This is a genomic window from Pseudomonas sp. MF6394, assembly GCF_002018845.1.
GTDB classification, from domain to species: Bacteria; Pseudomonadota; Gammaproteobacteria; order Pseudomonadales; family Pseudomonadaceae; genus Aquipseudomonas; species Aquipseudomonas lactis.
Genome location: NZ_MVOJ01000010.1, coordinates 31,593 through 57,551, shown reverse-complemented (window position 1 = coordinate 57,551; position 25,959 = coordinate 31,593). Strand labels below are relative to the sequence as shown.

The following is a 25,959-nucleotide window of genomic DNA, read 5'->3' as shown; positions in this document are numbered from 1 at the left end:
ATTGTTCAATCAACTGCGTTTGTTCTGTGGCATTGCCTTCACCGCACCGCTGGCGATCAACTCGGCCAGTTCGGCGACATCCAGCAACGCGCACATGTGTTCGATCACGGTGCCCGCCAACCACGGCCGCTGGCCACGGTGGCTGCGCCATTTGATTTCATTGGGGTCCAGGCGCAACGAGCGGCTGACTTGATGCACTGCCAGCCCCCACTCGTAGCCCTGCACCGAGATCACGTATTGCAGGCCTTGGCGAAAATCATCGCGGTAGCGGTCGGGCATCACCCAGCGCGCCGTGTCCAGCACCTTGAGGTTGCCGGCCTGGCTGGGCAGGATGCCGAGGAACCACTCTGGCTGCCCGAACAACGGCGTCAGCTCCTGGCCTTCCAGGGAATAGATCGAACCCAGGCACACCAGCGGCACCGCCAGGGTCAACCCGGCGACGTCGAACAGCAGGCACTCAAACGGCTCGGCGGCCCACGAAGGGCGACCGTCGCCCGTCACCGGTGGCGGCGTGATGCTGGGCGGCAGGTGCACGTCCACCAGCGGTTCGACCACCGGGGGCGCCACCACTGCCGGGGCGCTCGGCACCACGACGGGCGCCGCCACCACCTGCGCGTCACGCGCCTGCTCCTCCATCACCGCCTGCTGGAATTCATCCAACGGGCTGTCAGGCTCGACAGCAGGCTCGAGTACCAGAATCGGTTCGGGCATTTCTTCGGCCGTCGCATCCTGCAGCAAGGCATCCAGGTAGGATTCCAGTGCCAGTTGCGGGCGGGTCTTGAATTGGACAGGACGGTTCATCACGCCACCTGCGCCACAAGCTGTTGCGACAGCAGGTGCTTGAGCAACGCACGGTAGGCCAGCACGCCACGGCTCTTGCCGTCGAACTGCGACGGTGTGAGCCCGGCACGGCTGGCGTCACGCAGGCGCGTGTCCACCGGGATGTAACCGTTCCAGATGGTGTCCGGGTAGGCATCGCGCAACACGCGCAAGGTGCCGAGGGACGCCTGGGTGCGACGGTCGAACAAGGTCGGCACGATGCTGAACGGTAGCGCTTGCTTGCGCGAGCGGTTGATCATCGCCAGGGTGCTGACCATGCGCTCCAGGCCCTTGACCGCCAGGTGCTCGGTCTGGACCGGGATCACCAATTGCTGGCTGGCCGCCAACGCGTTGACCATCAGCACGCCGAGCAACGGCGGGCTGTCGATGATCGCGTAGTCGAAGTCCTGCCACAGCTGCGCCAGGGTCTTGGCGATCACCAGGCCCAGGCCACTCTGGCCCGGCGACTGACGCTCCAGGGTGGCCAGGGCGGTGCTCGACGGCAACAGCGAAATACTCTCGTTGCTGGTGGGCAACAGCAGTTGCCCAGGCAGATCCGCCGGCACGCTGCCCTTGTGCAAAAACAGGTCATAGCAGCTGTGTTCCAGCGCATCCGGGTCGTAGCCGAAATAGCTGGTCATGGAGCCGTGGGGGTCCAGGTCCACCACGACCACACGCTTGCCCGCTTCGGCCAGCAAACCGGCCAAGGCGATGGAAGTGGTGGTCTTGCCGACTCCACCCTTTTGATTGGCAACTGCCCAGACTCTCATTCGGTTGGTTCCTCCCGGCGGGCACAGGCGCGACCGAGACATTGCATACGGTTATTGAGCCGGCGACGGAGAATTGACGTTACTCGGTCGGACCGGCGGCTTGACAACGGGCGGTGCAGTTTGTGTGCCAGCACGCTTCAACGCCGCATCCGGGGTGGCATTGGCGGTGCCGGTTCCGGTCAGGCTGCGACGCACATCCAGGTTGCGCGAGACCACCAGCACCACCCGACGGTTACGTGCGCGGCCTTCGACCGTGGCGTTATTGGCCACCGGCTGGAATTCACCATAGCCCACCGACGCCAGGCGCTGGGGGTTCACACCTTGCATGGCCAACATGCGCACGATGCTTGACGCGCGGGCCGAGGACAGCTCCCAGTTGGTCGGGTATTGCGCAGTGCTGATGGGGAAATTGTCGGTGAAGCCTTCCACGTGGATCGGGTTTTCAAAGGGTTTGAGGATCGCCGCCACCTTGTCGATGATGGTGAACGCCTGATCACTGGGCAACGCATCGGCACTGGCGAACAACAGGCTGGAGTTCAACTCGATCTCCACCCACAGCTCGTTGCCGCGCACGGTCATCTGGTTGGAACTGATCAGGTCGCCAAAAGCAGCACTGATATCGTCGGCGATGCTTTTGAGCGGGTCGCTGGTGCCTTGGATGCCGGCGGCGGTTTCATCACTGTCATTGACCAAGGGCTTGGCCGGGGTCACGGTCTTGGGCCGCTCTTCGCCGATGGGGATCGGCTTGAGCGCCCGCTCGGAATCGTTGAATACACCCACCAGCGCCTGGGAAATGATCTTGTACTTGCCTTCGTTGATCGACGAGATCGAGTACATCACCACAAAAAACGCGAACAGCAAGGTGATGAAGTCCGCGTAGGACACCAACCAGCGTTCGTGGTTGACGTGTTCCTCGGGCTCGCGACGGCGACGGCTCACAGGCAGTTCCTCCCCATCAATCCATGAAGCCCTGAAGCTTCAATTCGATGGAGCGCGGGTTTTCGCCTTCGGCAATCGACAGGATGCCTTCAAGCAGCATTTCGCGATAACGCGACTGGCGCATGGCAATCGACTTGAGCTTGCTGGCCACCGGCAGCAACACCAGGTTGGCACTGGCCACGCCGTAGATGGTGGCGACAAAGGCCACGGCAATGCCGCTGCCCAGTTGCGAAGGGTCGGCCAGGTTGCCCATCACGTGGATCAGGCCCATCACCGCACCGATGATGCCAATGGTCGGCGCGTAGCCGCCCATGCTTTCAAAGACTTTGGCCGCATTGATGTCACGGCTTTCCTGGGTGTAGAAATCCACTTCGAGGATGCTGCGGATCGCTTCCGGTTCGGCACCATCGACTAGCAGTTGCAGGCCCTTGCGCGCATAGCTGTCGGGCTCGGCATCGGCCACGCCTTCCAAGCCCAGCAGGCCTTCCTTGCGAGCGGTGAGGCTCCAATTGACCACGCGATCAATGCCGCCTGCCAGGTCAACCCGTGGCGGAAAAATGATCCACACCAGAATCTGCATGGCACGCTTGAACGAGCTCAGGGGCGACTGCAACAACGCCGCACCCACGGTGCCACCGATCACGATCAGCGCGGCCGGGCCGTTGGCCAAGGCGCCGAGGTGGCCGCCTTCCAGGTAGTTGCCACCAATGATGGCGACAAACGCCATGGTGATGCCGATCAGGCTCAACACATCCATCAGAGGCAGGCCTCCACCAGGTGCTTGCCGATGTCGTCCAGGCTGTAGACCGCATCGGCCAGGTCGGCCTTGACGATGGCCATGGGCATGCCATAGATCACGCAACTGGCTTCATCCTGGGCCCAGATGGCGCTGCCGCCCTGCTTGAGCAGGCGCGCACCTTCACGGCCATCGGCGCCCATGCCGGTGAGCACCACCGCCAGAACTTTGTCGCCGTAGGACTTGGCTGCAGAACCGAAGGTGATGTCCACGCACGGTTTGTAATTCAGGCGTTCATCGCCCGGCAGGATTTTGATCGCGCCCCGCCCGTCCACCATCATCTGCTTGCCGCCCGGCGCCAGCAGTGCCAGGCCAGGACGCAGGATGTCGCCATCCTCGGCTTCCTTGACGGTGATGCGGCACAGCTTGTCCAGGCGCTCGGCGAAGGCTTTGGTGAACGCCGCCGGCATGTGCTGCACCAGCACAATCGGCGCCGGGAAGTTGGCCGGCAGTTGGGTCAACACCCGCTGCAAGGCCACCGGGCCGCCGGTGGAGGTACCGATGGCGACCAGCTTGTAAGCCTTGCGCTTGGGCGCCGGCGAATGGGCACTCGCCGCGGCAGCACGTACCGGCGCTACCGCAGGCCGGGCCACGGGCGCAGGGGCCGGGCGCGCAAACGACGACGTCGGCGCCGCTGCGGGCGCAGGCGTGGGGGCTGGCGCAGGGGCGCTGAACAGGCTGCGACGGTTACTGCGGGAAATGCTGTGCACCTTCTCGCACAGCATCTGCTTGACCTTGTCGGGGTTGCGCGAGATGTCTTCGAAATTCTTCGGCAAAAAATCCACCGCGCCGGCGTCCAAGGCGTCGAGGGTCACCCGCGCGCCTTCGTGCGTCAGCGAGGAAAACATCAATACCGGTGTGGGGCAGCGTTGCATGATGTGGCGCACGGCCGTGATGCCATCCATCATCGGCATCTCGTAGTCCATGGTGATCACGTCTGGCTTCAAGGCAATGGCTTGATCGATCGCCTCTTTGCCGTTAGTGGCCGTGCCGACCACTTGGATCGTTGGATCAGCGGAAAGAATTTCCGAGACGCGGCGGCGGAAGAAACCCGAATCGTCCACCACCAGGACCTTGACTGCCATAAACACTCCGTTAGGCGGGGCGGGCATGACCGCCCTGCCCCACCAGAATCAAATACGCCGTGCGGCGTAACGCTTGAGCATGCTCGGAACATCGAGAATCAGTGCGATGCGACCGTCACCGGTAATGGTTGCGCCCGACATGCCTGGGGTGCCCTGCAGCATCTTGCCCAAAGGCTTGATCACCACTTCTTCCTGGCCCACCAGCTGGTCGACCACAAAGCCGATGCGCTGAGTGCCCACGGACAGAATCACAACATGGCCCTCGCGCTGTTCTTCATGGGCAGCCGAAGCCACCAGCCAACGCTTGAGGTAGAACAGCGGCAACGCCTTGTCGCGCACGATCACCACTTCCTGGCCGTCCACCACGTTGGTGCGCGACAGGTCGAGGTGGAAGATCTCGTTGACGTTGACCAGCGGGAAGGCGAACGCCTGGTTGCCCAGCATCACCATCAGGGTCGGCATGATCGCCAGGGTCAACGGCACCTTGATGACGATCTTGGAGCCCTGGCCCTTGGTCGAGTAGATATTGATCGAGCCGTTGAGCTGGCTGATCTTGGTCTTCACCACGTCCATGCCCACGCCACGCCCGGACACGTCGGAGATCTCGGTCTTGGTCGAAAAGCCCGGGGCGAAGATCAGGTTGTAGCACTCGGTGTCGGTCAGGCGGTCGGCGGCGTCCTTGTCCATCACGCCGCGCTTGACCGCGATATTGCGCAAGATGGTCGGGTCCATGCCTTTGCCGTCATCGGTGATCGACAGCAGGATGTGGTCGCCCTCTTGCTCCGCCGCCAAAATCACTTTGCCGTTGCGGGACTTGCCGGCGGCTTCGCGTTCTTCCGGGGTTTCTACGCCGTGGTCGACCGCGTTGCGCACCAAGTGGACCAGCGGGTCGGCCAGGGCCTCGACAAGGTTTTTGTCGAGGTCGGTTTCTTCGCCCACCAGTTCCAGGTTGATTTCTTTCTTGAGCTGGCGTGCCAGGTCGCGTACCAGACGCGGGAAACGGCCGAAGACTTTCTTGATCGGCTGCATCCGCGTTTTCATCACTGCGGTTTGCAGGTCGGCGGTGACCACGTCGAGGTTCGACACGGCCTTCTGCATGGCTTCGTCGCCGCTGTTCAGGCCCAGGCGCACCAGGCGGTTACGCACCAGCACCAGTTCGCCCACCATGTTCATGATGTCGTCCAGGCGCGCGGTATCCACGCGCACGGTGGTTTCGGCTTCGCTGGCGGGCTTCTCCGCTGCTGCCGGCGCCGCTGCACGCGCAGGGGCCGGGGCGGCGGCAGGTGCAGGCTTGGCAGCCGGCGCAGGTTTGGCAGCAACCGGTGCCGCAGTGGCAGCGGCTGGCGCTGCAACCTGGGCGGCAGCGGCCGGGGCCACTTCGCTGAACTTGCCTTTGCCGTGCAACTCGTCGAGAAGGGCTTCGAATTCGTGATCGGAGATCAGCCCGTCGCCGGCCGGTGCGGCACTGGCCGCTGGCGCAGCGGCGGCCGTGGCGGCAACCTCGGGCAGGGCTTCGGCCACAAAGGTGCCTTTGCCATGCAGTTGGTCGAGCAGTGCCTCGAATTCGTCGTCGGTAATGTCGGTGCTGGCGTTGGCAGCGGGTGCTGCTGGCGCTGCGGCAGGCGGTGCCACGGCATCCGCCGCGAACTGGCCTTTGCCGTGCAACTGGTCGAGCAACGACTCGAACTCGGCGTCGGTAATGTCTTCACTGCTCGGCGTCGCGGCAGGCTGCACCGGCACTTCAGCTTCGGCCTTGACCGCGCTGAGGGAGTTGAGCAGTTGTTCGAACTCGCTGTCGGTCACGTCCGGCTCGGCTTGCGCCACCGGCTCCGGCGCGGCCTCGACCACCGGCGCAGCCGCGGTGTCGGCAGGTTCTGCCAGGCGCGCCAGGGCGGCCAGCAGTTCCGGCGTGGCGGCAGTGATCGGTGCACGTTCACGCACCTGGCTGAACATGCCGTTGACCGCATCCAGTGCTTCGAGAATTACGTCCATCAGTTCCGAGTCGACGTGACGCTCACCCTTGCGCAGGATGTCGAAAACGTTCTCGGCGATGTGACAGCACTCCACCAGCTCATGGAGCTGGAGGAAGCCGGCGCCCCCTTTTACAGTGTGAAAACCGCGAAAAATTGCATTGAGCAGGTTCGCATCATCCGGTCGGCTTTCCAGCTCGACCAGTTGTTCGGACAGTTGCTCTAGAATTTCGCCGGCCTCTACAAGGAAATCCTGAAGGATTTCTTCATCGGCGCCGAAGCTCATGTGGGTGCTCCTTAGAAGCCTAAACTGGATAACAGGTCATCTACGTCATCCTGACCTGACACAACGTCTTCACGTTTATCGGCATGAATCTGCGGACCTTCACCCTTGGCGAGATGTTTTTGTGGATCTTTTTCCGAGAGGATCGCTTCGCGGTCATGTTCGATGCCGGCAAAACGATCGACCTGGCCGGCCATCAGCACCAATTTGAGCAAGTTGCTTTCCACTTCGGTGACCAACTGGGTCACGCGCTTGATCACCTGGCCGGTAAGGTCCTGGTAATCCTGGGCCAGCAGGATGTCGTTGAGGTTGCTGGCCACCGTGCGGTTTTCCTGTTCGCTGCGCGACAGGAACCCGTCGACGCGACGCGCCAATTCACGAAACTCTTCAGCACCGACTTCGCGGCGCATGAAGCGGCCCCAGTCCTGGCTCAAGGCCTGGGCTTCGGTGGCCATGCCATTGACCAGAGGCGTGGCGTTTTCCACCAGGTCCATGGTGCGGTTGGCCGCAGCCTCAGTCAGCCTGACCACATAGGACAGGCGCTCGGTGGCATCGGTAATCTGGGAAATTTCTTCGGCCTGGGGCATGCGCGGGTCAATCTGGAAATTGACGATTGCGCTGTGCAGCTCGCGTGTGAGCTTGCCCACTTCCTGGTACAGGCCGCGGTCACGGGTCTGGTTAAGCTCATGGATCAACTGCACCGCATCGGCGAACTGGCCTTTTTCCAGGCTGTCGACCAACTGGTGAGCATGTTTTTTCAGGGTCGACTCAAAGTCGCCCTGTGACGTTTCGTTATGCTCCATAGCTCCCCCGCGATGGCATTAGCCGTGGATGCGTTCGAAGATTTTCTCGATCTTCTCTTTCAAGGCCAGTGCCGTGAATGGCTTGACCACGTAACCGTTGACCCCGGCTTGGGCGGCTTCGATGATCTGTTCACGCTTGGCTTCGGCGGTCACCATCAGCACAGGCAAGCTGCGCAGTTTTTCATCGGCGCGCACGTGGCGCAGCAGGTCGATACCGGTCATGCCCGGCATGTTCCAGTCGGTCACCAGAAAGTCGATGCTCCCGCTGTTGAGAATCGGAATGGCCGTCAGGCCGTCATCCGCCTCGACCGTGTTGGTGAACCCAAGGTCACGCAACAGGTTTTTAATGATCCGCCGCATCGTTGAGAAGTCATCAACGATGAGGATTTTCATGTTCTTGTCCAATTCGACCTCCAAGCAGTCTTAAACGCGCCCAGCACCTGGACGCGCCATTTCAATCAACAGGCGTTACACAAAAAGGACTGCCCAGGGCACCACGGTACTCACCCGCAAAACCCTGCGGTTTCACGGTAGCGTCTGCAGTGTCCCCACACTGCCTGTCAGCGCGCGCGCCACTCGGCCAATCGCCCCCGCAAGCGGGCTGCGCACTGGCTATGCAACTGGCTGACACGCGATTCGCTGACCCCCAGGACCTCACCGATTTCCTTGAGGTTCAGCTCTTCGTCGTAGTACAGCGCCAGCACCAGCCGCTCACGCTCCGGCAAGTTGGCGATTGCATCGGCCAACGCGCCCTGGAAACGTTCGTCTTCCAGGTCGCGCGACGGCTCCGTATGCGCGCTCGCGCCGTCCTCGTGCAGCCCTTCGTGTTCGCCGTCCTGTAAAAGGTCGTCGAAACTGAACAGGCGGCTGCCCAAGGTATCGTTCAAAATCCCGTAGTAATCGTCGAGACTCAATTGGAGTTCGGCCGCAACTTCATGATCTTTAGCGTCACGACCGGTTTTTGCTTCAATTGCACGAATTGCATCACTGACCATGCGCGTATTGCGGTGTACCGAACGCGGCGCCCAATCGCCTTTACGCACTTCATCGAGCATCGCGCCACGGATACGGATACCCGCATACGTTTCGAAACTGGCACCCTTGCTGGCGTCGTATTTGGTCGAGACTTCCAGCAGGCCGATCATGCCAGCCTGGATCAAGTCTTCAACCTGCACACTCGCGGGCAAGCGCGCCAACAGGTGATAGGCAATGCGCTTGACCAGCGGCGCATAGCGCTCGATCAATTCGCCCTGGCTGTCACGTGCCGACTTTTTGTAAAGGTTGTAGCCGCTGGATGTCATAGCACCGGTCCTGCGCTCGTCTGATGCACCAAACGCTCGACGAAAAACTCCAGATGCCCCCGCGGGTTGGCGGGCAACGGCCAGGTATCGACCTTCTGGGCAATGGCCTTGAACGCCAGTGCGCATTTCGAACGAGGGAACGCTTCATAGACCGCACGCTGCTTTTGCACGGCCTTGCGCACACACTCGTCATAGGGAACTGCGCCGACGTATTGTAAAGCCACATCGAGGAAGCGATCCGTGACCTTGGTCAACTTGGCGAACAGGTTGCGCCCTTCCTGCGGGCTCTGGGCCATGTTGGCCAGCACGCGAAAGCGGTTCATGCCGTAGTCACGGTTAAGCAGTTTGATCAGCGCGTAGGCATCGGTGATCGAGGTGGGTTCGTCGCACACCACCAGCAGCACTTCTTGCGCGGCGCGCACAAAGCTGACCACGGATTCGCCGATGCCGGCGGCGGTGTCGATCACCAGTACGTCGAGGTTGTCGCCGATGTCGCTGAACGCCTGGATCAACCCGGCATGCTGCGCGGGGCTCAGGTGCACCATGCTCTGGGTGCCCGAGGCCGCCGGCACAATACGGATGCCTCCGGGACCCTGGAGCAGCACATCGCGCAGCTCACAGCGGCCCTCGATCACATCGGCCAGGGTATGTTTGGGTGTCAGCCCCAGCAGAACGTCCACGTTCGCCAAGCCCAGGTCAGCATCCAGCAGCATGACGCGACGGCCAAGCTCTGCCAGCGCCAGGGACAAATTCACTGACACGTTAGTTTTCCCGACGCCACCTTTGCCGCCGGTCACCGCGATCACCTGTACGGGATGCATGCTGCCCATTTTATTTCTTTACCTTGTCTTGCTTAGACGCAGGCTACATGGCTTGGCCGCGTGAATCGCTTGCAGACCATCGATGTAGGTACATTTCACGGTGTTCATCCTGCCTCAACCCACCCGTTTAGCCGGGTGGTGGTAAAGGTCGGCGAACATATCGGCCATCGCTTCCTCGCTAGGCTCGTCTTGCATTTGCACACTCACGGCACGGCTGACCAACTGATGACGGCGCGGCAGATGCAGATCATCCGGGATCCGCGGCCCGTCGGTGAGGTAGGCAACCGGTAATTCATGGCTGATGGCCAGGCTCAATACCTCGCCCAGGCTCGCGGTTTCGTCGAGCTTGGTGAGGATGCAGCCGGCCAGGCCGCAACGCTTGTAACTGTGATAAGCAGCGGTAAGAACCTGTTTCTGGCTGGTGGTTGCAAGCACCAGGTAATTTTTCGACTTGATGCCACGCCCGGCCAGGCTTTCGAGCTGCATGCGCAGCGCCGGGTCGCTGGCCTGTAGGCCTGCGGTGTCGATCAGCACCACGCGCTTGCGCAGCAACGGCTCGAGGGCATTGGCCAGGGACTGGCCCGGGTCGACATGGGTCACCGGCACGTTGAGGATGCGGCCCAGAGTCTTGAGCTGCTCCTGGGCGCCAATGCGGTAACTGTCCATGCTCACCAGCGCGATATTCTGCGCGCCGTACTTGAGCACATAACGGGCGGCCAGCTTGGCCAGGGTGGTGGTTTTGCCCATGCCGGCGGGGCCGACCATGGCGATCACACCGCCCTCTTCCAGGGGTTCGATTTCCGGCGTGGCGATCATGCGCGCCAAGTGCGCCAGCAACATGCGCCAGGCTTGGCGGGGCTCTTCGACTTCGGCGGTCAAGGCCAGCAGGTCGCGGGACAACGGGCCGGACAGGCCGATACGCTGCAGGCGACGCCACAGGTTGGCTTGCTGCGGCTTGCTGCCTTGCAGCTGGGTCCAGGCCAGCGAGCCGAGCTGCACCTCGAGCAATTCACGCAGGCCATTGAGTTCAAAACGCATCGAGTCGATCACGCGCTGGTCAACTGCGGCAGCCGGGGCAGGCGCTGCAGGACGCGGCGGTTCGACAAAGGTGGGTTCAACCAGCGGCTCGGCAGCGGTCAGCGGCAGGCCGGCGAACAACTGGCGATTGGTGCTGGCATCGCTGTCGCCACGCATGCTCAGTTCAGCCTGGGCCGACACAATACGCGAGGCGGTCTTGCGCAGTTCGTCTTCGAGTTCCATGTTCGGCACGCGCGGGGCCAGCGCCTGGGGTGTGTAATCCAGGGCAGCCGTCAGCTCGACACCGCCGGCAATCCGACGGTTACCGATAATCGCGGCATCGGCGCCCAGCTCATCGCGGACCAATTTCATGGCCTGACGCATATCGGCGGCGAAAAAACGCTTAACTTGCATAACCCACTACCTCAGCCATTGGGCCCAACTGTCGCGACGATAGTCACTTGCTTATTGTCAGGAATTTCCTGGTAAGCCAACACGTGCAAATTCGGTACAGCCAGGCGTCCAAACCGCGACAACATCGCGCGAACCGGGCCGGCCACCAGCAGGATCACCGGGTTGCCTTGCATTTCCTGGCGCTGTGCGGCGTCGATCAACGAACGCTGCAGCTTTTCAGCCATGCTTGGCTCCAGTAAAACGCCCTCTTCCTGGCCTTGCCCTGCCTTCTGAATACTATTGAGCAATATTTGTTCCAACCTGGGTTCCAGGGTGATCACAGGCAGCTCGGACTCAGTGCCTACAATGCTTTGCACGATTGCGCGGGACACGCCGACACGCACCGCCGCTACCAGAGCGGCAGTATCTTGACTCTTGGCGGCATTGTTGGCGATGGCCTCGGCAATGCTGCGAATGTCGCGCACGGGCACCTGTTCGGCCAACAGCGCTTGCAACACCTTGAGCAACTGCGACAGCGACAGCACGCCCGGCACCAGTTCTTCGGCCAGTTTTGGCGACGATTTGGCCAGCAAGCCCATCAATTGCTGGACTTCCTCGTGGCCGATCAGCTCGTGGGAGTGCTTGTAGAGAATCTGGTTGAGGTGCGTGGCGACCACGGTGCTGGCATCCACTACGGTGTAACCCAGGGACTGCGCCTGGCTGCGCTGGCTCACTTCGATCCACACCGCTTCCAGGCCGAAAGCCGGATCTTTGGCGGTTATGCCGTTGAGCGTACCGAACACCTGTCCTGGGTTGATCGCCAGTTCGCGGTCCGGGTAGATCTCGGCTTCGGCCAAAATCACCCCCATCAGCGTCAGGCGATAGGCGCTGGGGGCCAGGTCGAGGTTGTCGCGAATATGCACGGTGGGCATCAAAAAGCCCAGGTCCTGGGACAGCTTCTTGCGCACGCCCTTGATCCGCGCCAGCAGTTGCCCACCCTGGTTGCGGTCCACCAGCGGGATCAGGCGGTAGCCGACTTCCAGGCCGATCATGTCGATGGGCGTGACGTCGTCCCAGCCCAGCTCCTTGGTTTCCTGGGCACGGGCCGGGGATGGCAGCAGATCCTGTTGACGGGCGATCTCCTGCTCGGCCTGGACCTTGACCTGGTTCTGCTTCTTCCAGAACAGGTACGCCGCGCCACCCGCCAGGGCCGCCATGCTCAGGAACGAGAAGTGCGGCATGCCCGGCACAATACCCATGATTGCCATGATGCCCGCCGCCACGGCCAGGGCCTTGGGCGAAGCGAACATCTGCCGGCTGATCTGCTTGCCCATGTCTTCGGAGCCCGAAGCACGGGTGACCATGATGGCCGCCGCTGTGGATAACAACAGTGATGGCAATTGCGCCACTAAACCGTCACCGATGGTCAGCAAGGCGTACACCTTGCCAGCATCGCCGAATGTCATGCCGTGCTGGAACATACCGACGGCCACGCCGCCGATCAGGTTGATGAACAGAATCAACAGGCCGGCGATGGCGTCACCGCGCACAAACTTGCTGGCACCGTCCATGGAACCGTAGAACTCGGCCTCCTGGGCAACTTCGGCCCGGCGGGCCTTGGCCTGGCCCTGGTCGATCAGGCCGGCGTTGAGGTCGGCGTCGATGGCCATCTGCTTGCCGGGCATGGCGTCGAGGGTAAACCGCGCGCTCACCTCGGAAATCCGCCCGGCGCCCTTGGTCACCACCACGAAGTTGATGATCATCAGGATCGCGAACACCACGATACCGACCACGTAGTTACCGCCGATCACCACCTCACCGAACGCCTGGATCACCTTACCGGCGGCGGCGTGGCCGTCCTGGCCGTGGAGCATCACCACCCGCGTGGAGGCCACGTTCAATGCCAGGCGCAACAGGGTTGCCACCAGCAGAATCGTCGGGAATACCGCAAAATCCAGCGGCCGCAGGGCGTACACGCACACCAGCAGCACCACGACGGACAGGGCAATGTTGAAGGTAAAGAACACGTCGAGCAGGAACGGCGGCATCGGCAACATCATCATTGCCAGCATCACCAGCAACAACAACGGCACACCCAGATTGCCCCGCGACAAGTCAGTCAGGGTGCCACGGGCCGTGTTGAGCATTTGAGAGCGATCTACCACCGGTATTCCTCGGGTCCTTGAAGCAAAGTTTTGACGCTGGAGGGCGACTTGGAGGCGGGGTTGCAAGAAGCCTTCCAACTTTGCTTTTGGGCCCGCAGAACCCCACAAACGCACTAGGCCAACGGGTGTAAATCACTTCAAACGGTGGGAGTGGGCTTGCTCGCGAATGCGGAGTGTCAGTGGCACATAAGCCGACTGACCCACCGCTTTCGCGAGCAAGCCCGCTCCCACAGTTGGATTTGTGTGTACCCGGTACTGATGAGGAAATTTCCGACATGGGTTTGGGGTTGCCCCTAGGAACTCCGCTCCCTAGTCTCCGTACACCGCTGCAAACGCAGCGGACGGGCGTCGCGGCCCGGATTACCTAGGAGCAAAAGCACCCTCTCCCTTTCAGTAAAAGGAGCTTCACAGTGATCAAACCCGCCCCAAATTCCTCCACCTGGCTGTTTACCGTAGCCGACGGCATCAGCAGCGAAGACCTGCTGGTCAACCTCAGCGAAACGCTCGCTTCGGCCAATGCCTTGAGCTGTGACCTGGCCTTTGACCTGGAAGGTTCGAAACGAGAGGAGTCGCTCGGCGTTGCGCAGTTGATCGAACTGGCGCAGTTATTGACTGATCGCCTGCACGGTGACGGCGGAATGCTGGACACCGCAGGCAGCGGATAACGCAGCCTCCTCGATCGTTCCCACGCGGGAGCGTGGGAACGATCAAACAGCACGTATATTCACGGCCTGCGGGCCCTTTGTCCCTGACTTAACTTCGTATTCTACTTTCTGACCTTCATTCAGGCTTTTGAACCCGTCCGATTGAATTTCCGAAAAATGGGCAAAAATGTGCTCACTTCCATCGTCGGGCTTAATAAAACCAAACCCCTTCGCCTCGTTAAACCACTCCACAGTACCCGTTGCCATTGCCGCTCTCCTTACCCTTACTCAGAACCCAATCCACCCCGCTGATGCACCCTGACGGGCAACGCATAGATGCCCTTGGGCCGATGGACCATTTGAAACCTCAAACGCCTCCCCACCGCCAGCGCCGTCTTGCGCCAATCCTTGCGATTGATAAATACCTCTTCAATAACGCGGCCCCCTCGATCGTTCCCACGCCCCGCGTTGGAATGCCGCCTGGGACGCTCCGCGTCTCGAGCCAGGCGTACAACTTGAGCTCTGCGCAAGGGTCACGCGATGCCTTCCCACGCGGGAGCCTGGGAACGATCAAACGCAAGCAGCGGATAATGCGGGCAAGCCAGCTCCCACATGTGATTCAGTTTTTAAACTGGCCGTATATTCTCAGCTTGTGGGCCTTTTGGACCTTGTGTGAGGTCATACTCTACTTTTTGGTTCTCTTCCAAAGATCGAAACCCACTCGACGCAATTGCCGAGTAATGGGCGAACACTTCCGCCCCTCCATCCTCCGGGGTAATAAAACCAAACCCCTTCTCCGTGCTAAACCACTTCACCGTACCCGTTGCCATTGCCGCTCTCCTTACCCTTCCTCAGAACCCAATCCACCTCGATCATGCCCCCTGACGGGCACCGCATAGATGCCCTTGGGCCGATGGACCATTTGAAAGCTCAGTTGCATCCCCACCGACAGCGCCATCCAACGCCAATCCTTGCGATTGATAAATACCTCTTCTGTCCCCTCATCCAATTCGACCAGCCAATCGCCCCTGATCCAGTCGTAGGATTTGACAGTCCCTTTGACCTCGCTCAATCCGCTCTCCCTGCCTTTCGCTAACTACATACGTGCAGTGTCTGGTTCAGTCATAAAACAACGGGGAACGTGCTTTGGCTACTGTCAGAGTTGACAGGTAGACGCGAGCTGCCGATGGGTGGTAGCGGTGGAACAGCAAGCGATTCATGCATCCGATGATTTCTTGCGTTTGCGGGGTTTTCGCAGCTTGGGAGGATTGGGTGGCAAGTCACTGCATTGCGTGCCTGCCGATTGGACGGCAACCGGGTTGCCGTCACGATCCCGGGCAATAAAGCCGATGCCTTTGACCGCATCAAACCACCTGACCGTACCCCTATCCATCACCGCCTCCCGAGTCGTGCAGGGCTGCACGTCTCATCGCTGTATCAAACAGTGAAGGCGGCGTATTGGCTACTGTCAAAGTTGACAGGTTGTAGGAGCGAGCTTGCTCGCGAAGGTGGTAAAGATAACGCGGGGAATCAGGATGAACGCGGCGACGGTGAGTTTTTCGCGAGCAAGCTCGCTCCTACTAGGAATCGCGGCGCAGGTCCGGCGGGATCGGCAGGTCTTTGAGCGGATCAGGCCGCTTGCCCCTGCCCGCGCGGTATTGGCGGATCTGGTAAACGTAGGCCAACACCTGGGCAACAGCCAGGTACAAGCCGGCCGGAATTTCCTGGTCCAGGTCGGTGGAGTAGAAAATCGAGCGCGCCAATGCCGGCGACTCCAATAACAGAATGTCGTTGGCCACCGCGATTTCGCGGATTTTCAACGCGGTAAAATCGCTGCCCTTGGCCAGCAGCATCGGCGCGCCACCCTTCTCGGGGTCGTACTTGAGGGCCACGGCGTAGTGGGTCGGGTTGGTGATGATCACGTCGGCGTCGGGCACCGAGGCCATCATCTTGCGCTGGGACATTTCCCGCTGCAGTTGGCGGATGCGTTGCTTGACCTCGGGGCGGCCTTCCTGGTCCTTGTGCTCGTCGCGCACTTCCTGCTTGGTCATCAGCAGTTTCTTGTGGCTTTCCCACAGTTGAATCGGCGCATCCACAGCGGCGATCAGGATCAGCCCGGCCGCCATCCACAGCGCGCTCCAGCCCACCACCTGCACGCTGTGGATGATCGCCGACTCCAGCGGCTCATGGGCGATGCGCAGCAAGTCGTCGATGTCGGACGACAACACCGCCAAGGCCACGAACAGAATCAGGAAAAACTTGGCCAGGGCCTTGAGCAATTCCACCAGGGCCTTGACCGAAAACATGCGCTTGAGCCCTGCACCCGGGTTCATACGGCTGAACTTGGGCGCCATGCTGCCCGCGGCAAACAGCCAACCGCCGAGGGCCACCGGGCCGATCAGCGCGGCGAGCAGCAAGGTGATCAGGATCGGCTGCACCGCCAGCAGCGCGATTTTGCCCGAGTGCAGCAGGTACTGGGCCATGGCATCGGGGTTGAGCAACACTTCGCGCGGCAGGCTGAAGTTGTGTTTCATCATCTCCAGCAGGTCCAGCGCCAGGCCACCGCCGTAGATCAGCAAGGCGCCTGCGCCGGCGATCATGGTGGCGAAGGTGTTGAGCTCTTTGGAGCGGGCGATCTCGCCCTTTTCCCTGGAGTCCTTTTTACGTTTCTCCGTGGGGTCTTCTGTTTTGTCCTGACCACTCTCGCTCTCGGCCATGGCTCAGCGCGCCCGTGCCAGATCACGTAAGAACTGCAAGGCTTCGCTCGCCAGCGGTTGATACTGATTGAGAATGTCAGCCAGGCCGACCCAGAAAATCCCCATGCCCAGCACCAGGGTCAAGGGAAAACCAATCGAGAAAATGTTCAGTTGCGGCGCCGCACGGGTCATCACGCCAAACGCGATATTGACCACCAGCAGCGCCGTGATCGCCGGCAGCACCAGCAACAGGGCGGCGCCCAACACCCAACCGAGGCGCCCCACCAGCTCCCAGAAATGGTTGACCACCAACCCCGAGCCCACCGGCAAGGTGGTGAAGCTTTCAGTCAGCACTTCGAACGCCACCAGGTGACCGTTCATGGCCAGAAACAGCAAGGTCACCAGCATGGTCAGAAACTGCCCGATCACCGCCGCCGACACCCCGTTGGTGGGGTCGACCATGGACGCAAAGCCCATGCCCATCTGGATCGAGATGATTTGCCCGGCGATCACAAACGCCTGGAAGAACAACGTGAGGGAAAACCCCAGCATGGCGCCGATCAGAATCTGTTCGGCGATCAGCAGCAAGGCGCTCAGGTCGAGGGCGTTCACCGGCGGCATCGGCGGCAGGCCAGGCACGATCACCACGGTGATCGCCACCGCGAAATACAGGCGCACGCGACGCGGTACCAGGGTGGTGCCGAACACCGGCATGGCCATCAGCATGGCCGTGACGCGAAACAGCGGCAGGATGAACGAGGCCACCCAGGTACTGATCTGGGTGTCGGTCAAGGCCAGCAAGGATTGCATCGGCTCAGCCGATCAACTGCGGAATACTGCCGTACAACTGCAGGATGTATTCCATGAAGGTTTGCACCAGCCACGGGCCGGCGACAATCAGGGTCACCAGCATTACCAGCAGGCGCGGCAGGAAGCTCAAGGTCTGTTCGTTGATCTGGGTGGCGGCCTGGAACATCGCCACCAGCAGGCCGACCAACAGGCTCGGCACCACCAGCACGGCGACCATCAGGGTGGTCAGCCACAGCGCTTCACGGAACAGGTCGACGGCGACTTCTGGGGTCATGGCGCTATACCCCTCCGAAACTGCCGGCCAAGGTGCCGATAATCAGCGCCCAGCCGTCCACCAGCACAAACAGCATGATCTTGAACGGCAACGAGATGATCAAAGGCGACAGCATCATCATACCCATGGCCATCAGCACGCCCGCCACCACCAGGTCGATGATCAGGAACGGGATGAAGATCATGAAGCCGATCTGGAACGCGGTCTTCAATTCAGAAGTGACAAACGCCGGCACCAGGATGGTCAGCGGTGCCTGGTCCGGGGAGGCGATGTCGGTGCGCTTGGACAGGCGCATGAACAGCTCAAGGTCGCTGGAGCGAGTTTGCGACAGCATGAAGTCCTTGATCGGGCCCTGGGCCTTGTCGATCGCATCCTGGGCCGTGAGCTTTTCCGCCAGATAAGGTTGCAGGGCTTGCTGGTTCACCTTGTCGAACACCGGCGCCATGATGAACAGCGTCAAAAACAACGCCATGCCGGTGAGGATCTGGTTCGACGGCGTCTGCTGCAGCCCCAGGGCCTGGCGCAGGATCGAGAAGACGATGATGATCCGCGTAAAGCTGGTCATCAGCATGACGAACGCCGGGATAAAACTCAGCGCCGTCATGATCAGCAGGATCTGCAGGCTGACCGAATATTCCTGCGCGCCCGCCGCGTTGGTGCCCAGGGTAATCGCCGGGATCGACAACGGGTCGGCGCCCAGGGCCATCGGCGCGGCCAGCAACAGCATGAGCGTCAACAAAACGCGCATTACTTCTTATCCTTCTGATCCTTGCCCAGCAATTCCATCAGGCGCTGGGCGAATTCTGGCGTGGCGGCTTCGGTCTTGACCGCATCCACCGGGGTCTTGAGTACATGCAGCGGGGTGATGCGGCCAGGGGTGATGCCGAGCAGGATCTGCTCCTCGCCCACCTGCACCAGCACCAGCCGATCACGTGGGCCGAGGGCGCGCGAGCCCACCAGCTCGATCACCTGGCCGTTGCCCGGGCCGATGCGCTGCACGCGGCGCATCAGCCAGGCCAGCACGAAGATCAGGCCGATCACCAGCAACAGGCCCAAAACCAGTTGCGTCAACTGCCCGCCGACGCTGCCGACCGCAGGTGCCGTGACTGCCTGCGCCACCGGCTCCGCCGCCAGGGCGCTCAATGGCAGCGCCAGCAACAGTCCCGCCATCGCGTACTTCATCTCAGCGCAACTTCTTGATGCGTTCGCTCGGGCTGATCACGTCGGTCAGGCGGATGCCGAACTTCTCGTTGACCACCACCACCTCACCATGGGCAATCAGGGTGCCGTTGACCAGCACGTCCAACGGCTCGCCGGCCAGGCGGTCCAGTTCGATCACCGAGCCCTGGTTGAGTTGCAACAGGTTGCGGATGTTGATTTCGGTGCTTCCCACTTCCATGGAAATCGACACCGGGATGTCGAGGATCACATCCAGGTTCGGGCCGTCGAGGCTCACCGGGTCGTTGTTCTTCGGCACGCTGCCGAATTCTTCCATGGCCAGGCGGTTGCCGGCCGGCGCGGTGGCAGCGTCGGCGGCCAGCAGCGCGTCGATGTCGTCCTGGCCAACATCGCCGGTTTCTTCCAGGGCCGCAGCCCACTCGTCAGCCAGGGCCTGGTCTTCGGCGGAAGTGTTTTCGTGTTCGGTAGCCATTACATGTCCTCGGCGCAGCAAACAATCATGAATTAGGGTTGAATCAGCGGCGGTTGATCGGCTCAACCACTTGCAGCGCCAGGTTGCCCTTGTGGGAACCGAGCTTGACCTTGAATGACGGCACGCCGTTGGCGCGCATGATCAACTCTTCCGGCAAGTCGACGGGGATGATGTCCCCAGGCGCCATGTGCAAAATGTCCCGCAGGCGCAACTGGCGGCGGGCCACGGTGGCACTCAGCGGCACGTCGACGTCCAGCAGGTCTTCGCGCAGGGCCTTGACCCAGCGTTCGTCCTGGTCGTCGAGGTCGGACTGGAAACCGGCATCGAGCATCTCGCGCACCGGTTCGATCATCGAGTACGGCATGGTCACGTGCAGGTCGCCGCCGCCGCCATCGAGTTCGATGTGGAAGGTCGACACCACAATGGCTTCGCTGGGGCCGACGATGTTGGCCATGGCCGGGTTCACTTCCGAGTTGATGTACTCGAAATTGACTTCCATGATCGCCTGCCAGGCTTCCTTCAAGTCGATAAAGGCCTGCTCCAGCACCATGCGTACCACGCGCAGTTCGGTGGGGGTGAATTCACGCCCTTCGATCTTGGCGTGACGGCCGTCGCCACCGAAGAAGTTGTCCACCAGCTTGAACACCAGTTTGGCGTCGAGGATGAACAGCGCAGTGCCGCGCAACGGCTTGATCTTGACCAGGTTGAGGCTGGTGGGCACGTACAGCGAGTGCACGTATTCACCGAACTTCATCACCTGCACACCGCCCACGGCCACGTCCGCCGAGCGGCGCAGCATGTTGAACATGCTGATGCGGGTGTAGCGGGCAAAACGTTCGTTGATCATCTCCAGGGTCGGCATGCGTCCCCGCACGATGCGATCCTGGCTGGTCAGGTCGTAACTTTTGACGCTGCCGGGTTCGGCAGCCATTTCGGTCTGTACCAGACCATCGTCCACGCCATGCAACAGCGCGTCGATTTCATCCTGGGACAGCAGGTCTTGCACGGCCATGTCGTGATCCTACTGCAATACGAAGTTAGTGAAGAGCGCCTGCTCGACCACGACTTTGCCGAGTTCTTTCTGGGCCACTTCCTGCACGCTGGCAGTGACCTTCTGGCGCAGCATTTCCTGGCCGACGGGCGTGGCCAGGCTGTCGAAGCTCTGCCCGGAGAACAGCATCACCAGGTTGTTGCGGATCACCGGCATATGCACCTTGAGGGCATCGAGGTCCGCCTGGTTGCGCGCCAGCAAGGTGATGCTCACCTGCAAGTAGCGTTGACGACCATTCTGGTTGTAGTTGGCGACAAAGGCCGGAAGCATCTGCTCGAAGATTGCCGGTTGCTTGACGTTGGTGGCAGCTTCGGCGGCGGGCGCCGGTTTGCTCGCACTGCTGTGCATGATGTACCAAGTGCCGCCCACCGAGGCGCCGATGGCCAGGAGCAGGCCCAGCACAATCAACAGGATCAGCTTGAGCTTGCCTTTGCCTGCGGGGGGAGTTGCTGCGTCGTCGCTCTTCGCCATGCCAATAATCCGTCACTATTCGGGGATTCGTAGATCTATGGCAAGGCAAGAGCAAGTGTTATGCCAGAGTTGGCTGGTAATGAGGGAAGAGCGAACACCACAAAACAAATGTGGGAGCGGGCTTGCTCGCGAATGCGGTGTATCAGTCACACAGATACTGACTGACACTCTGCATTCGCGAGCAAGCCCGCTCCCACATTCAGACCTGTACAGGCCTCAAGTCAGGCGTAGTAGTCGACCGCGCTGGAGCCGATCACGCTCTGGCTCACGGGCGCTGCCACTTCGGCCACGTCCACAGGGCCACCGGCGTCGCCGCTGTCAGCACGCCTGCCGCTGCCACTGATGCCCCGCGCCTGGCTCTGCTGTTGCTGCTGGTCCTGCCCCCGCGATTGGTCGGAGACATTCACATCCACCTGCCCCATGCCCTGCTGGGCAAACATCTCGCGCAAACGGCCAGACTGGCTTTCCAGCGCTTCACGCACCACCGCATGGCCGCTCATGAAGTTGACCTGGGCCTGCTGGTCCGCCGTCATGTTGACCTTGATGTCCAGGCGCCCCAGCTCAGCGGGCTGCAACTGAATCTCGGCCGACTTGAGGTTGGCGCTGGACAGGTACATCACGCGGTTGACCACCTCTTCGGTCCAGCCGCTCTGGTGCATGGCCAGGGGCGCATTGGTGACGGGCGGCAAGGCATTCGCGGTTTTCGGCGTGGCCGCCTGGGTCAGCGCGGCCAGGCGGTTGGCGAAGTCATCCACACGGGTGTCGCTGCTGGCGTTCTTGAGGTCCTTGAGGCCGTCATCGATCAGCGCACCGAAGGCCTTGTCACCCCCTTGGTCGGTGCTGTCCTTGGTGGCTTGCTGGTCAACCATGTTGGCCAGGCCAGCGGCAAAGTTCTGCGCGGCGGTCGGTTGGTCCTGAGTGGTGGGCGCGGCTTTCTGCGGCGCCTGGCTGCTGGCCGAGACGTGACCGCCCTGCTCCATCGCCAGGCGCACGGCCGGCATCGAATCCAGCGGGTCGGCCTCGGGGTCGAAGGCCGGCTGCTTGGGCTCCTCGGTCACGGTAATGAGCGGCAGGGCCTGGTCATCTTCGGCAGCGACGGCAGACGCTTGTACGGGCACAGGGACCGCCACCGGCGTCACGGCGGCGACCAGCGCCGGATCGGCCACCGGCTGCTGCGCCAGGGACGGGTCGGCCGGTGGCTCGCCTTCACTGTCTGCGCTGTCGTCGCTCTTGGCCGGCTTGGCAGGCAAGGGATTGCCGCTATCGGCAACCGCTGGCGCGCTGGCGGCAGGTTTATCGCTGGCGTCAGCCGCTTTGTCGCGCACGGGTTTGGCTGGCGCGTCGTCGCTCTTGGCCTGCGGCTTGGCAGCTTGCTTGGCAAACACTTGAGCGAAGCCAGGGCCCTTTTCCCGCGGGGCCGCAGGCGCTACCGCAGGCGTGGCGGCCGGCGCTTGAGGCTTGGCTGCGGTGGCAGCCTGAAGGAGCGAATTAGGGGCGACTGGCATAAGTAAGGGTCTCCACTGCATGGGGTCGGGGATGCAGTCTGTGGAGGTAGAGCAAGAGTCGGGCCAGGTTTACAAAATGCCTGGACATATCCGATTCAATGTAGGAGCGAGCTTGCTCGCAAAAAGCTCACAGGCGCCGCATTCATCCAGGAAGCACGCGTTATCGTTGACGTTTTTCGCGAGCAAGCTCGCTCCTACATTCATACAGTGGCTTGACCAGCGCAAACTCGTGATCAATCTGATCAACCAGCGCGCCTAGATCCGAGGCCGCCTCGACGGCCTCGGCCTCCAGCAACTCACACAATTGGGCCAAACGCACCGCCCCTAGATTGCCGCTGCTGCCTTTGAAACTGTGGGCAATCCGTCCCAACGTTTTGGCGTCGCCCCCAGCCTTGCGCAGTGCTGCGACGCGCTCTTGCGAGTCTTCGATAAAGGTGTCGAGCAACGTCGGGTACTCGCTCTCCATCACTTCCTGCAAGTCTGACAACACGTCGGGGTCCAAATGAATCTCAGCCACTTGCTCGCTCCTTGATCAAGAATCGGCGGATTATGCCAGAGCCTCCCAACAAAACTCCACGCAGACACTGCGCCCGCCATCGGACCAGCCTACAGCGCTGCTCAGTTGACGCACCAGGCTCAAGCCCCGACCAGACAGACGGTCGATGTCCACGGGGCGTGCCAGCTCCTGCTCCACATCAAAACCCTGCCCGCTGTCTTCCAGACGCAAGGTCAGTTTGCCGCCCTTGTCGGTGGGTACCACCTGCACATGCACGCGCACGTAACCGCTGTCCAACTGCGCCAGCCGCTCATGGCGCTGATGATAATACTGCGCAAACCCCTGGGCATCGCGCTTGAGCCGTGAGTCCAGGCCCAGCACGCCATGCTCCAGCGCGTTGGAATACAACTCGGCCATCACGCTGTAAAGCGCCCCGCTCTGCTCACGCAGGCCGTGGATCTCCAATAGCAGTTGCAGCAGGTACGGCAACGGGTTGTAGGTTCTGAGGGTCTGGGCGCGAAATTCGAAACTCACCGACCAATCCAGTGGGCACGACTGGCCGCTGTCGGCATACATCGGTTCGGCCGTCCGCAAGGGCTGGCCTGCCTGCAAGGTGATCTCGACCATGCTGACGTCATCGCGCGCCTGGCCGCGAAAGGCCGCCAGCGCCTGCTCGATGTCCTCGAACAGGCGGTCAGGCTCGCGGTTGGCGGCGAACACCTGCTGCAAGCGCTCGGCGCCGAACAGTTGATCGTTGGCGTCAGCGGTGTCCAGCACGCCGTCGGAGAGCAAAAACACCCGGTCGCCCAACGCCATGGGCCAGACTTCGGTGCTGTCATCGAACGCCTCTGTCGACAACACCCCCAAGGGCAGGTGCCGCGACATCAACGGCGTGCGCCTGCCGGTGGCGACTTCATGCACATAGCCTTCGGGCATGCCGCCGTTCCACACCTCCACCGCCCGCCGCTGGGCGCTCAGGCACAGCAAGGTGGCGCAGCAGAACATGTCCACCGGCAGGATGCGCTTGAGCTTGGCGTTCATTTCCCGCAGGGTCTGCGTGAGGCCGTAGCCCTTGGCGGTCATGCCGTAGAACACTTCGGCCAGGGGCATGGCACCGATGGCGGCCGGCAGGCCATGGCCGGTGAAATCCCCGAGCAGCACGTGCATATCGCCGGACGGCGTGTAGGCCGCCAGCAACAAGTCACCGTTGAACAACGCATAAGGCGATTGCAGGTAGCGGATGTTGGGCGCGGCGTTGATACAACCCGAATGGGCAACCTTGTCGAACACTGCCTTGGCCGCCCGCTGTTCATGCATCAGGTGTTCGTGGTGTTTGGCGATCAGGTCACGCTGTTGCAAAACCGTGGCCTGTAGGCGGCGCAGGCGGTCCATGGCGTTGATCTTCGCCGCCAGGATCAAAGGGTTATAGGGCTTGGGCAAAAAGTCATCGCCGCCGGCGTCCAGGCACTGGGCCAGGGCTTCGCTTTCGCGCAGCGAGGTGAGGAAGATGATCGGCACCAGCGCCTCCCCCGCCAATTGCTTGATCTGCCGCGCGGCTTCAAAGCCGTCCATCACCGGCATCAGCGCGTCCATCAACACCAGTTGCGGGCGCTCACGGGCAAACACCTCAATCGCTTCGGCGCCATTGCTCACCGTGAGCACCTGATGGCCCTGGCGACGGATGATGCTCGCCAGCAACAGGCGGTCGGCGGCGCTGTCTTCGGCGATCAGGATGGTCAGCGCCTCCAGGACCGGGGCCAGGGCGCTCAACTGATGTCGAACAGCTTGTCGAAGTTGGAGATGGCGAGGATCTTGCGCACGTCGGAGTTGCTGTTCGTCACGCGGACCTCGGCGTCATCACCGCCGGCATGATCCCGTAGCAACAGCAGCATGCCGAGGGCTGAACTGTCCATGTAGGTGGCCTCCTTGAGATCGACGATATAGATCTCGGGGACCTTGTAGTAACGCTCGTAGGACTCCCGAAACGCCTGGTGGCTGCCGAAATCGAACCGGCCCCTGATTGCGATCGTCAACTTCTTCCCATCCAGGGATACTTCTGACTCGACTGACATGTGACTGCTTCCTTGTCATTGCACTAGACACAAGGTGTAGCAGCTGAAGAGCATCTGAGCAACACAGTGGATCAACTGTGTGGCTTGCCTGCGATAGCGGTGGGTCTGCCGGGTTGTAAGTGACTGATGCACCGCAATCAACTTCGGTACGACGCTGACCCTGTGGCGAGGGAGCTTGCTCCCGTGACGACCGGATAGCCGACGCTTATCTACCTGACGCGCCGCTGTCCAAATGTGGGAGCTGGCTTGCCTGCGAAGACGGCCTGGCAGTCAACACAGTTGGACCGGGTACATATCGGTTATTTAGGTAACGGCCACTTAGGGTTCCGCCCTGACGGCGGCTCACTTTTGAAAAGAGCCCAAAAGTAAGCAAAAGGCTCTTGCCCCACCACTCGGCACCTCGCTTGAGCTCGGTGTGCCCGTAATCCGCCAGTGATTTGGGGGGCCGCCGCCACGCGCCATCCATGGCGCGGGGCGGCTAAACCGGCATCCCTGCCGGTTTACCCCCCAAATCACTGGCGGATTACGGCCAGCGTGGTTTGACGGGGCGCTTAAGATCAAGATCAAAAGCAGATCAAGAGCGACTCGCTTCGCATCGTGGTTACCGGTGGCTGCGGCGAACTTCACAGTCGTGTAGATAGCTATGCCCATCGCAGGCAAGCCAGCGCCCACACTTAGAACTGTTCTGGGCGGGGAAGGCGTTGGGAGAGTTCATCGAGCAGTTTTTGCTCGCGCTTGTCTTCGATGGCTCGCGCTTCGTCGATGTAGCGCTGCACCAGTTTGCGCAACCCCTCGACCCGGGCAAACGCCTGTTGCCAAGCTTCGCGGGCTTTGTCGAGGTTGGCCTCGTGCCAGGCCAGGCTTTGGCGTTGTTGGCCTACGGCGGTTTCAAGCTGGTTGAGAAAGCCCTGGTACCCCATCAGCCACTGGCCGGACACACCCTGGCTGCCGCGCTCGATCCACTGTTGCTGGTACTCGCCCCGAAAACGCTCCAGGTCGCCGAGCTTGCTTTGGGCCAAACGCACCTGGCCCTGGAAGTAGCCAAGGCGCTGTACGGCAGCTTTCTCGGCCTTTTCGGCCATGTCCACCACCGGGGCCAGGCGGGCGGCGCGGCTGTTGGCCATGGC

29 protein-coding genes are annotated in these 25,959 nt (G+C 61.5%); 1 reads left to right on the top strand and 28 read right to left on the bottom strand.

The window, feature by feature from the left end:
- Positions 1-9: 9 nt before the first annotated feature.
- The 12 genes from MF6394_RS12690 to flhA form a co-directional block, all read right to left on the bottom strand.
- Positions 10-801, bottom strand: a complete 792-nt coding sequence (locus tag MF6394_RS12690; protein ID WP_078466779.1) for a CheW domain-containing protein — start codon at positions 799-801, stop codon at positions 10-12.
- Positions 801-1,589, bottom strand: a complete 789-nt coding sequence (locus tag MF6394_RS12685; RefSeq protein ID WP_014719332.1) for a ParA family protein — start codon at positions 1,587-1,589, stop codon at positions 801-803. Before MF6394_RS12685 ends, MF6394_RS12690 begins: the two co-directional genes overlap by 1 nt.
- A gap of 51 nt (positions 1,590-1,640) precedes the next feature.
- Positions 1,641-2,528, bottom strand: coding sequence for a flagellar motor protein MotD (motD, locus tag MF6394_RS12680; RefSeq protein WP_034136106.1), 888 nt, complete (start codon positions 2,526-2,528; stop codon positions 1,641-1,643).
- Between the two features lie 16 nt (positions 2,529-2,544).
- Positions 2,545-3,285: a flagellar motor protein gene (locus tag MF6394_RS12675; RefSeq protein ID WP_003192902.1), complete on the bottom strand. Its 741-nt coding sequence runs from the start codon at positions 3,283-3,285 to the stop codon at positions 2,545-2,547.
- Positions 3,285-4,409 carry a protein-glutamate methylesterase/protein-glutamine glutaminase gene (locus MF6394_RS12670; protein ID WP_078466778.1) on the bottom strand — a complete coding sequence of 375 codons (1,125 nt, stop codon included), beginning with the start codon at positions 4,407-4,409 and terminating at the stop codon, positions 3,285-3,287. Before MF6394_RS12670 ends, MF6394_RS12675 begins: the two co-directional genes overlap by 1 nt.
- Before the next feature lie 48 nt (positions 4,410-4,457).
- The gene (locus MF6394_RS12665; RefSeq protein WP_044274965.1) at positions 4,458-6,665 is read right to left on the bottom strand and encodes a chemotaxis protein CheA; all 2,208 of its coding nucleotides are present in this window, start codon (positions 6,663-6,665) and stop codon (positions 4,458-4,460) included.
- A gap of 11 nt (positions 6,666-6,676) precedes the next feature.
- A complete protein-coding gene (locus tag MF6394_RS12660; RefSeq protein WP_003192906.1) occupies positions 6,677-7,465 on the bottom strand; it encodes a protein phosphatase CheZ in 789 nt (262 codons plus the stop codon).
- Positions 7,466-7,483: 18 nt separating this feature from the next.
- Positions 7,484-7,858, bottom strand: a complete 375-nt coding sequence (locus MF6394_RS12655; RefSeq protein ID WP_003192908.1) for a chemotaxis response regulator CheY — start codon at positions 7,856-7,858, stop codon at positions 7,484-7,486.
- Between the two features lie 167 nt (positions 7,859-8,025).
- Positions 8,026-8,766 (bottom strand): RNA polymerase sigma factor FliA, encoded by a 741-nt coding sequence (gene fliA, locus MF6394_RS12650; protein WP_003192909.1) that lies wholly within the window; start codon positions 8,764-8,766, stop codon positions 8,026-8,028.
- Positions 8,763-9,596, bottom strand: coding sequence for a flagellar synthesis regulator FleN (gene fleN, locus MF6394_RS12645; RefSeq protein ID WP_003192912.1), 834 nt, complete (start codon positions 9,594-9,596; stop codon positions 8,763-8,765). Before fleN ends, fliA begins: the two co-directional genes overlap by 4 nt.
- Before the next feature lie 105 nt (positions 9,597-9,701).
- On the bottom strand, positions 9,702-11,018 hold the full coding sequence (gene flhF, locus MF6394_RS12640) for a flagellar biosynthesis protein FlhF (RefSeq protein ID WP_019818351.1): 1,317 nt from the start codon (positions 11,016-11,018) through the stop codon (positions 9,702-9,704).
- A gap of 11 nt (positions 11,019-11,029) precedes the next feature.
- Positions 11,030-13,144, bottom strand: coding sequence for a flagellar biosynthesis protein FlhA (gene flhA / locus MF6394_RS12635; RefSeq protein ID WP_044274967.1), 2,115 nt, complete (start codon positions 13,142-13,144; stop codon positions 11,030-11,032).
- A 428-nt stretch (positions 13,145-13,572) separates the two neighbouring features.
- On the opposite strand from flhA, the gene MF6394_RS12630 reads away from it, so the two are divergent.
- Positions 13,573-13,827: a DUF6124 family protein gene (locus MF6394_RS12630; RefSeq protein WP_078466777.1), complete on the top strand. Its 255-nt coding sequence runs from the start codon at positions 13,573-13,575 to the stop codon at positions 13,825-13,827.
- A gap of 42 nt (positions 13,828-13,869) precedes the next feature.
- On the opposite strand, the gene MF6394_RS12625 is transcribed toward MF6394_RS12630, so the two are convergent.
- From MF6394_RS12625 to fliJ, 16 genes are all read right to left on the bottom strand, one after another.
- The gene (locus MF6394_RS12625; RefSeq protein ID WP_044274970.1) at positions 13,870-14,073 is read right to left on the bottom strand and encodes a cold-shock protein; all 204 of its coding nucleotides are present in this window, start codon (positions 14,071-14,073) and stop codon (positions 13,870-13,872) included.
- Positions 14,074-14,432: 359 nt separating this feature from the next.
- Positions 14,433-14,636, bottom strand: a complete 204-nt coding sequence (locus MF6394_RS12615; RefSeq protein ID WP_078466775.1) for a cold-shock protein — start codon at positions 14,634-14,636, stop codon at positions 14,433-14,435.
- Between the two features lie 11 nt (positions 14,637-14,647).
- Positions 14,648-14,878, bottom strand: coding sequence for a hypothetical protein (locus tag MF6394_RS12610; RefSeq protein WP_047711498.1), 231 nt, complete (start codon positions 14,876-14,878; stop codon positions 14,648-14,650).
- A 508-nt stretch (positions 14,879-15,386) separates the two neighbouring features.
- Entirely contained in the window at positions 15,387-16,523 is a 1,137-nt protein-coding gene (gene flhB / locus MF6394_RS12605) for a flagellar biosynthesis protein FlhB (RefSeq protein WP_078466774.1), read from the bottom strand.
- Positions 16,524-16,526: 3 nt separating this feature from the next.
- Complete coding sequence (gene fliR / locus MF6394_RS12600) at positions 16,527-17,312, bottom strand: flagellar biosynthetic protein FliR (protein ID WP_003192935.1); 786 nt, start codon at positions 17,310-17,312, stop codon at positions 16,527-16,529.
- A gap of 4 nt (positions 17,313-17,316) precedes the next feature.
- Positions 17,317-17,586 (bottom strand): flagellar biosynthesis protein FliQ, encoded by a 270-nt coding sequence (gene fliQ, locus MF6394_RS12595; RefSeq protein WP_003192936.1) that lies wholly within the window; start codon positions 17,584-17,586, stop codon positions 17,317-17,319.
- A 4-nt stretch (positions 17,587-17,590) separates the two neighbouring features.
- Positions 17,591-18,334 (bottom strand): flagellar type III secretion system pore protein FliP, encoded by a 744-nt coding sequence (fliP, locus tag MF6394_RS12590; RefSeq protein ID WP_078466773.1) that lies wholly within the window; start codon positions 18,332-18,334, stop codon positions 17,591-17,593.
- The gene (gene fliO, locus MF6394_RS12585) at positions 18,334-18,768 is read right to left on the bottom strand and encodes a flagellar biosynthetic protein FliO (RefSeq protein WP_044274977.1); all 435 of its coding nucleotides are present in this window, start codon (positions 18,766-18,768) and stop codon (positions 18,334-18,336) included. Before fliO ends, fliP begins: the two co-directional genes overlap by 1 nt.
- A 1-nt stretch (position 18,769) precedes the next feature.
- On the bottom strand, positions 18,770-19,237 hold the full coding sequence (fliN, locus tag MF6394_RS12580) for a flagellar motor switch protein FliN (protein ID WP_003192941.1): 468 nt from the start codon (positions 19,235-19,237) through the stop codon (positions 18,770-18,772).
- Positions 19,238-19,280: 43 nt separating this feature from the next.
- Complete coding sequence (gene fliM, locus MF6394_RS12575) at positions 19,281-20,249, bottom strand: flagellar motor switch protein FliM (protein WP_014719344.1); 969 nt, start codon at positions 20,247-20,249, stop codon at positions 19,281-19,283.
- Positions 20,250-20,258: 9 nt separating this feature from the next.
- Complete coding sequence (fliL, locus tag MF6394_RS12570) at positions 20,259-20,759, bottom strand: flagellar basal body-associated protein FliL (protein WP_003192946.1); 501 nt, start codon at positions 20,757-20,759, stop codon at positions 20,259-20,261.
- 221 nt (positions 20,760-20,980) lie between these two features.
- Positions 20,981-22,264, bottom strand: coding sequence for a flagellar hook-length control protein FliK (locus MF6394_RS12565; protein ID WP_044274978.1), 1,284 nt, complete (start codon positions 22,262-22,264; stop codon positions 20,981-20,983).
- A 160-nt stretch (positions 22,265-22,424) separates the two neighbouring features.
- Complete coding sequence (locus tag MF6394_RS12560; RefSeq protein WP_003192950.1) at positions 22,425-22,781, bottom strand: Hpt domain-containing protein; 357 nt, start codon at positions 22,779-22,781, stop codon at positions 22,425-22,427.
- A 30-nt stretch (positions 22,782-22,811) separates the two neighbouring features.
- Positions 22,812-24,530 carry a fused response regulator/phosphatase gene (locus tag MF6394_RS12555; RefSeq protein ID WP_047711500.1) on the bottom strand — a complete coding sequence of 573 codons (1,719 nt, stop codon included), beginning with the start codon at positions 24,528-24,530 and terminating at the stop codon, positions 22,812-22,814.
- Entirely contained in the window at positions 24,527-24,832 is a 306-nt protein-coding gene (locus MF6394_RS12550; protein ID WP_078466772.1) for an STAS domain-containing protein, read from the bottom strand. The genes MF6394_RS12555 and MF6394_RS12550 overlap by 4 nt, the downstream gene beginning before the upstream one ends.
- Positions 24,833-25,506: 674 nt before the next feature.
- On the bottom strand, positions 25,507-25,956 hold the full coding sequence (fliJ, locus tag MF6394_RS12540) for a flagellar export protein FliJ (RefSeq protein ID WP_003192954.1): 450 nt from the start codon (positions 25,954-25,956) through the stop codon (positions 25,507-25,509).
- Between the last annotated feature and the right edge of the window lie 3 nt (positions 25,957-25,959).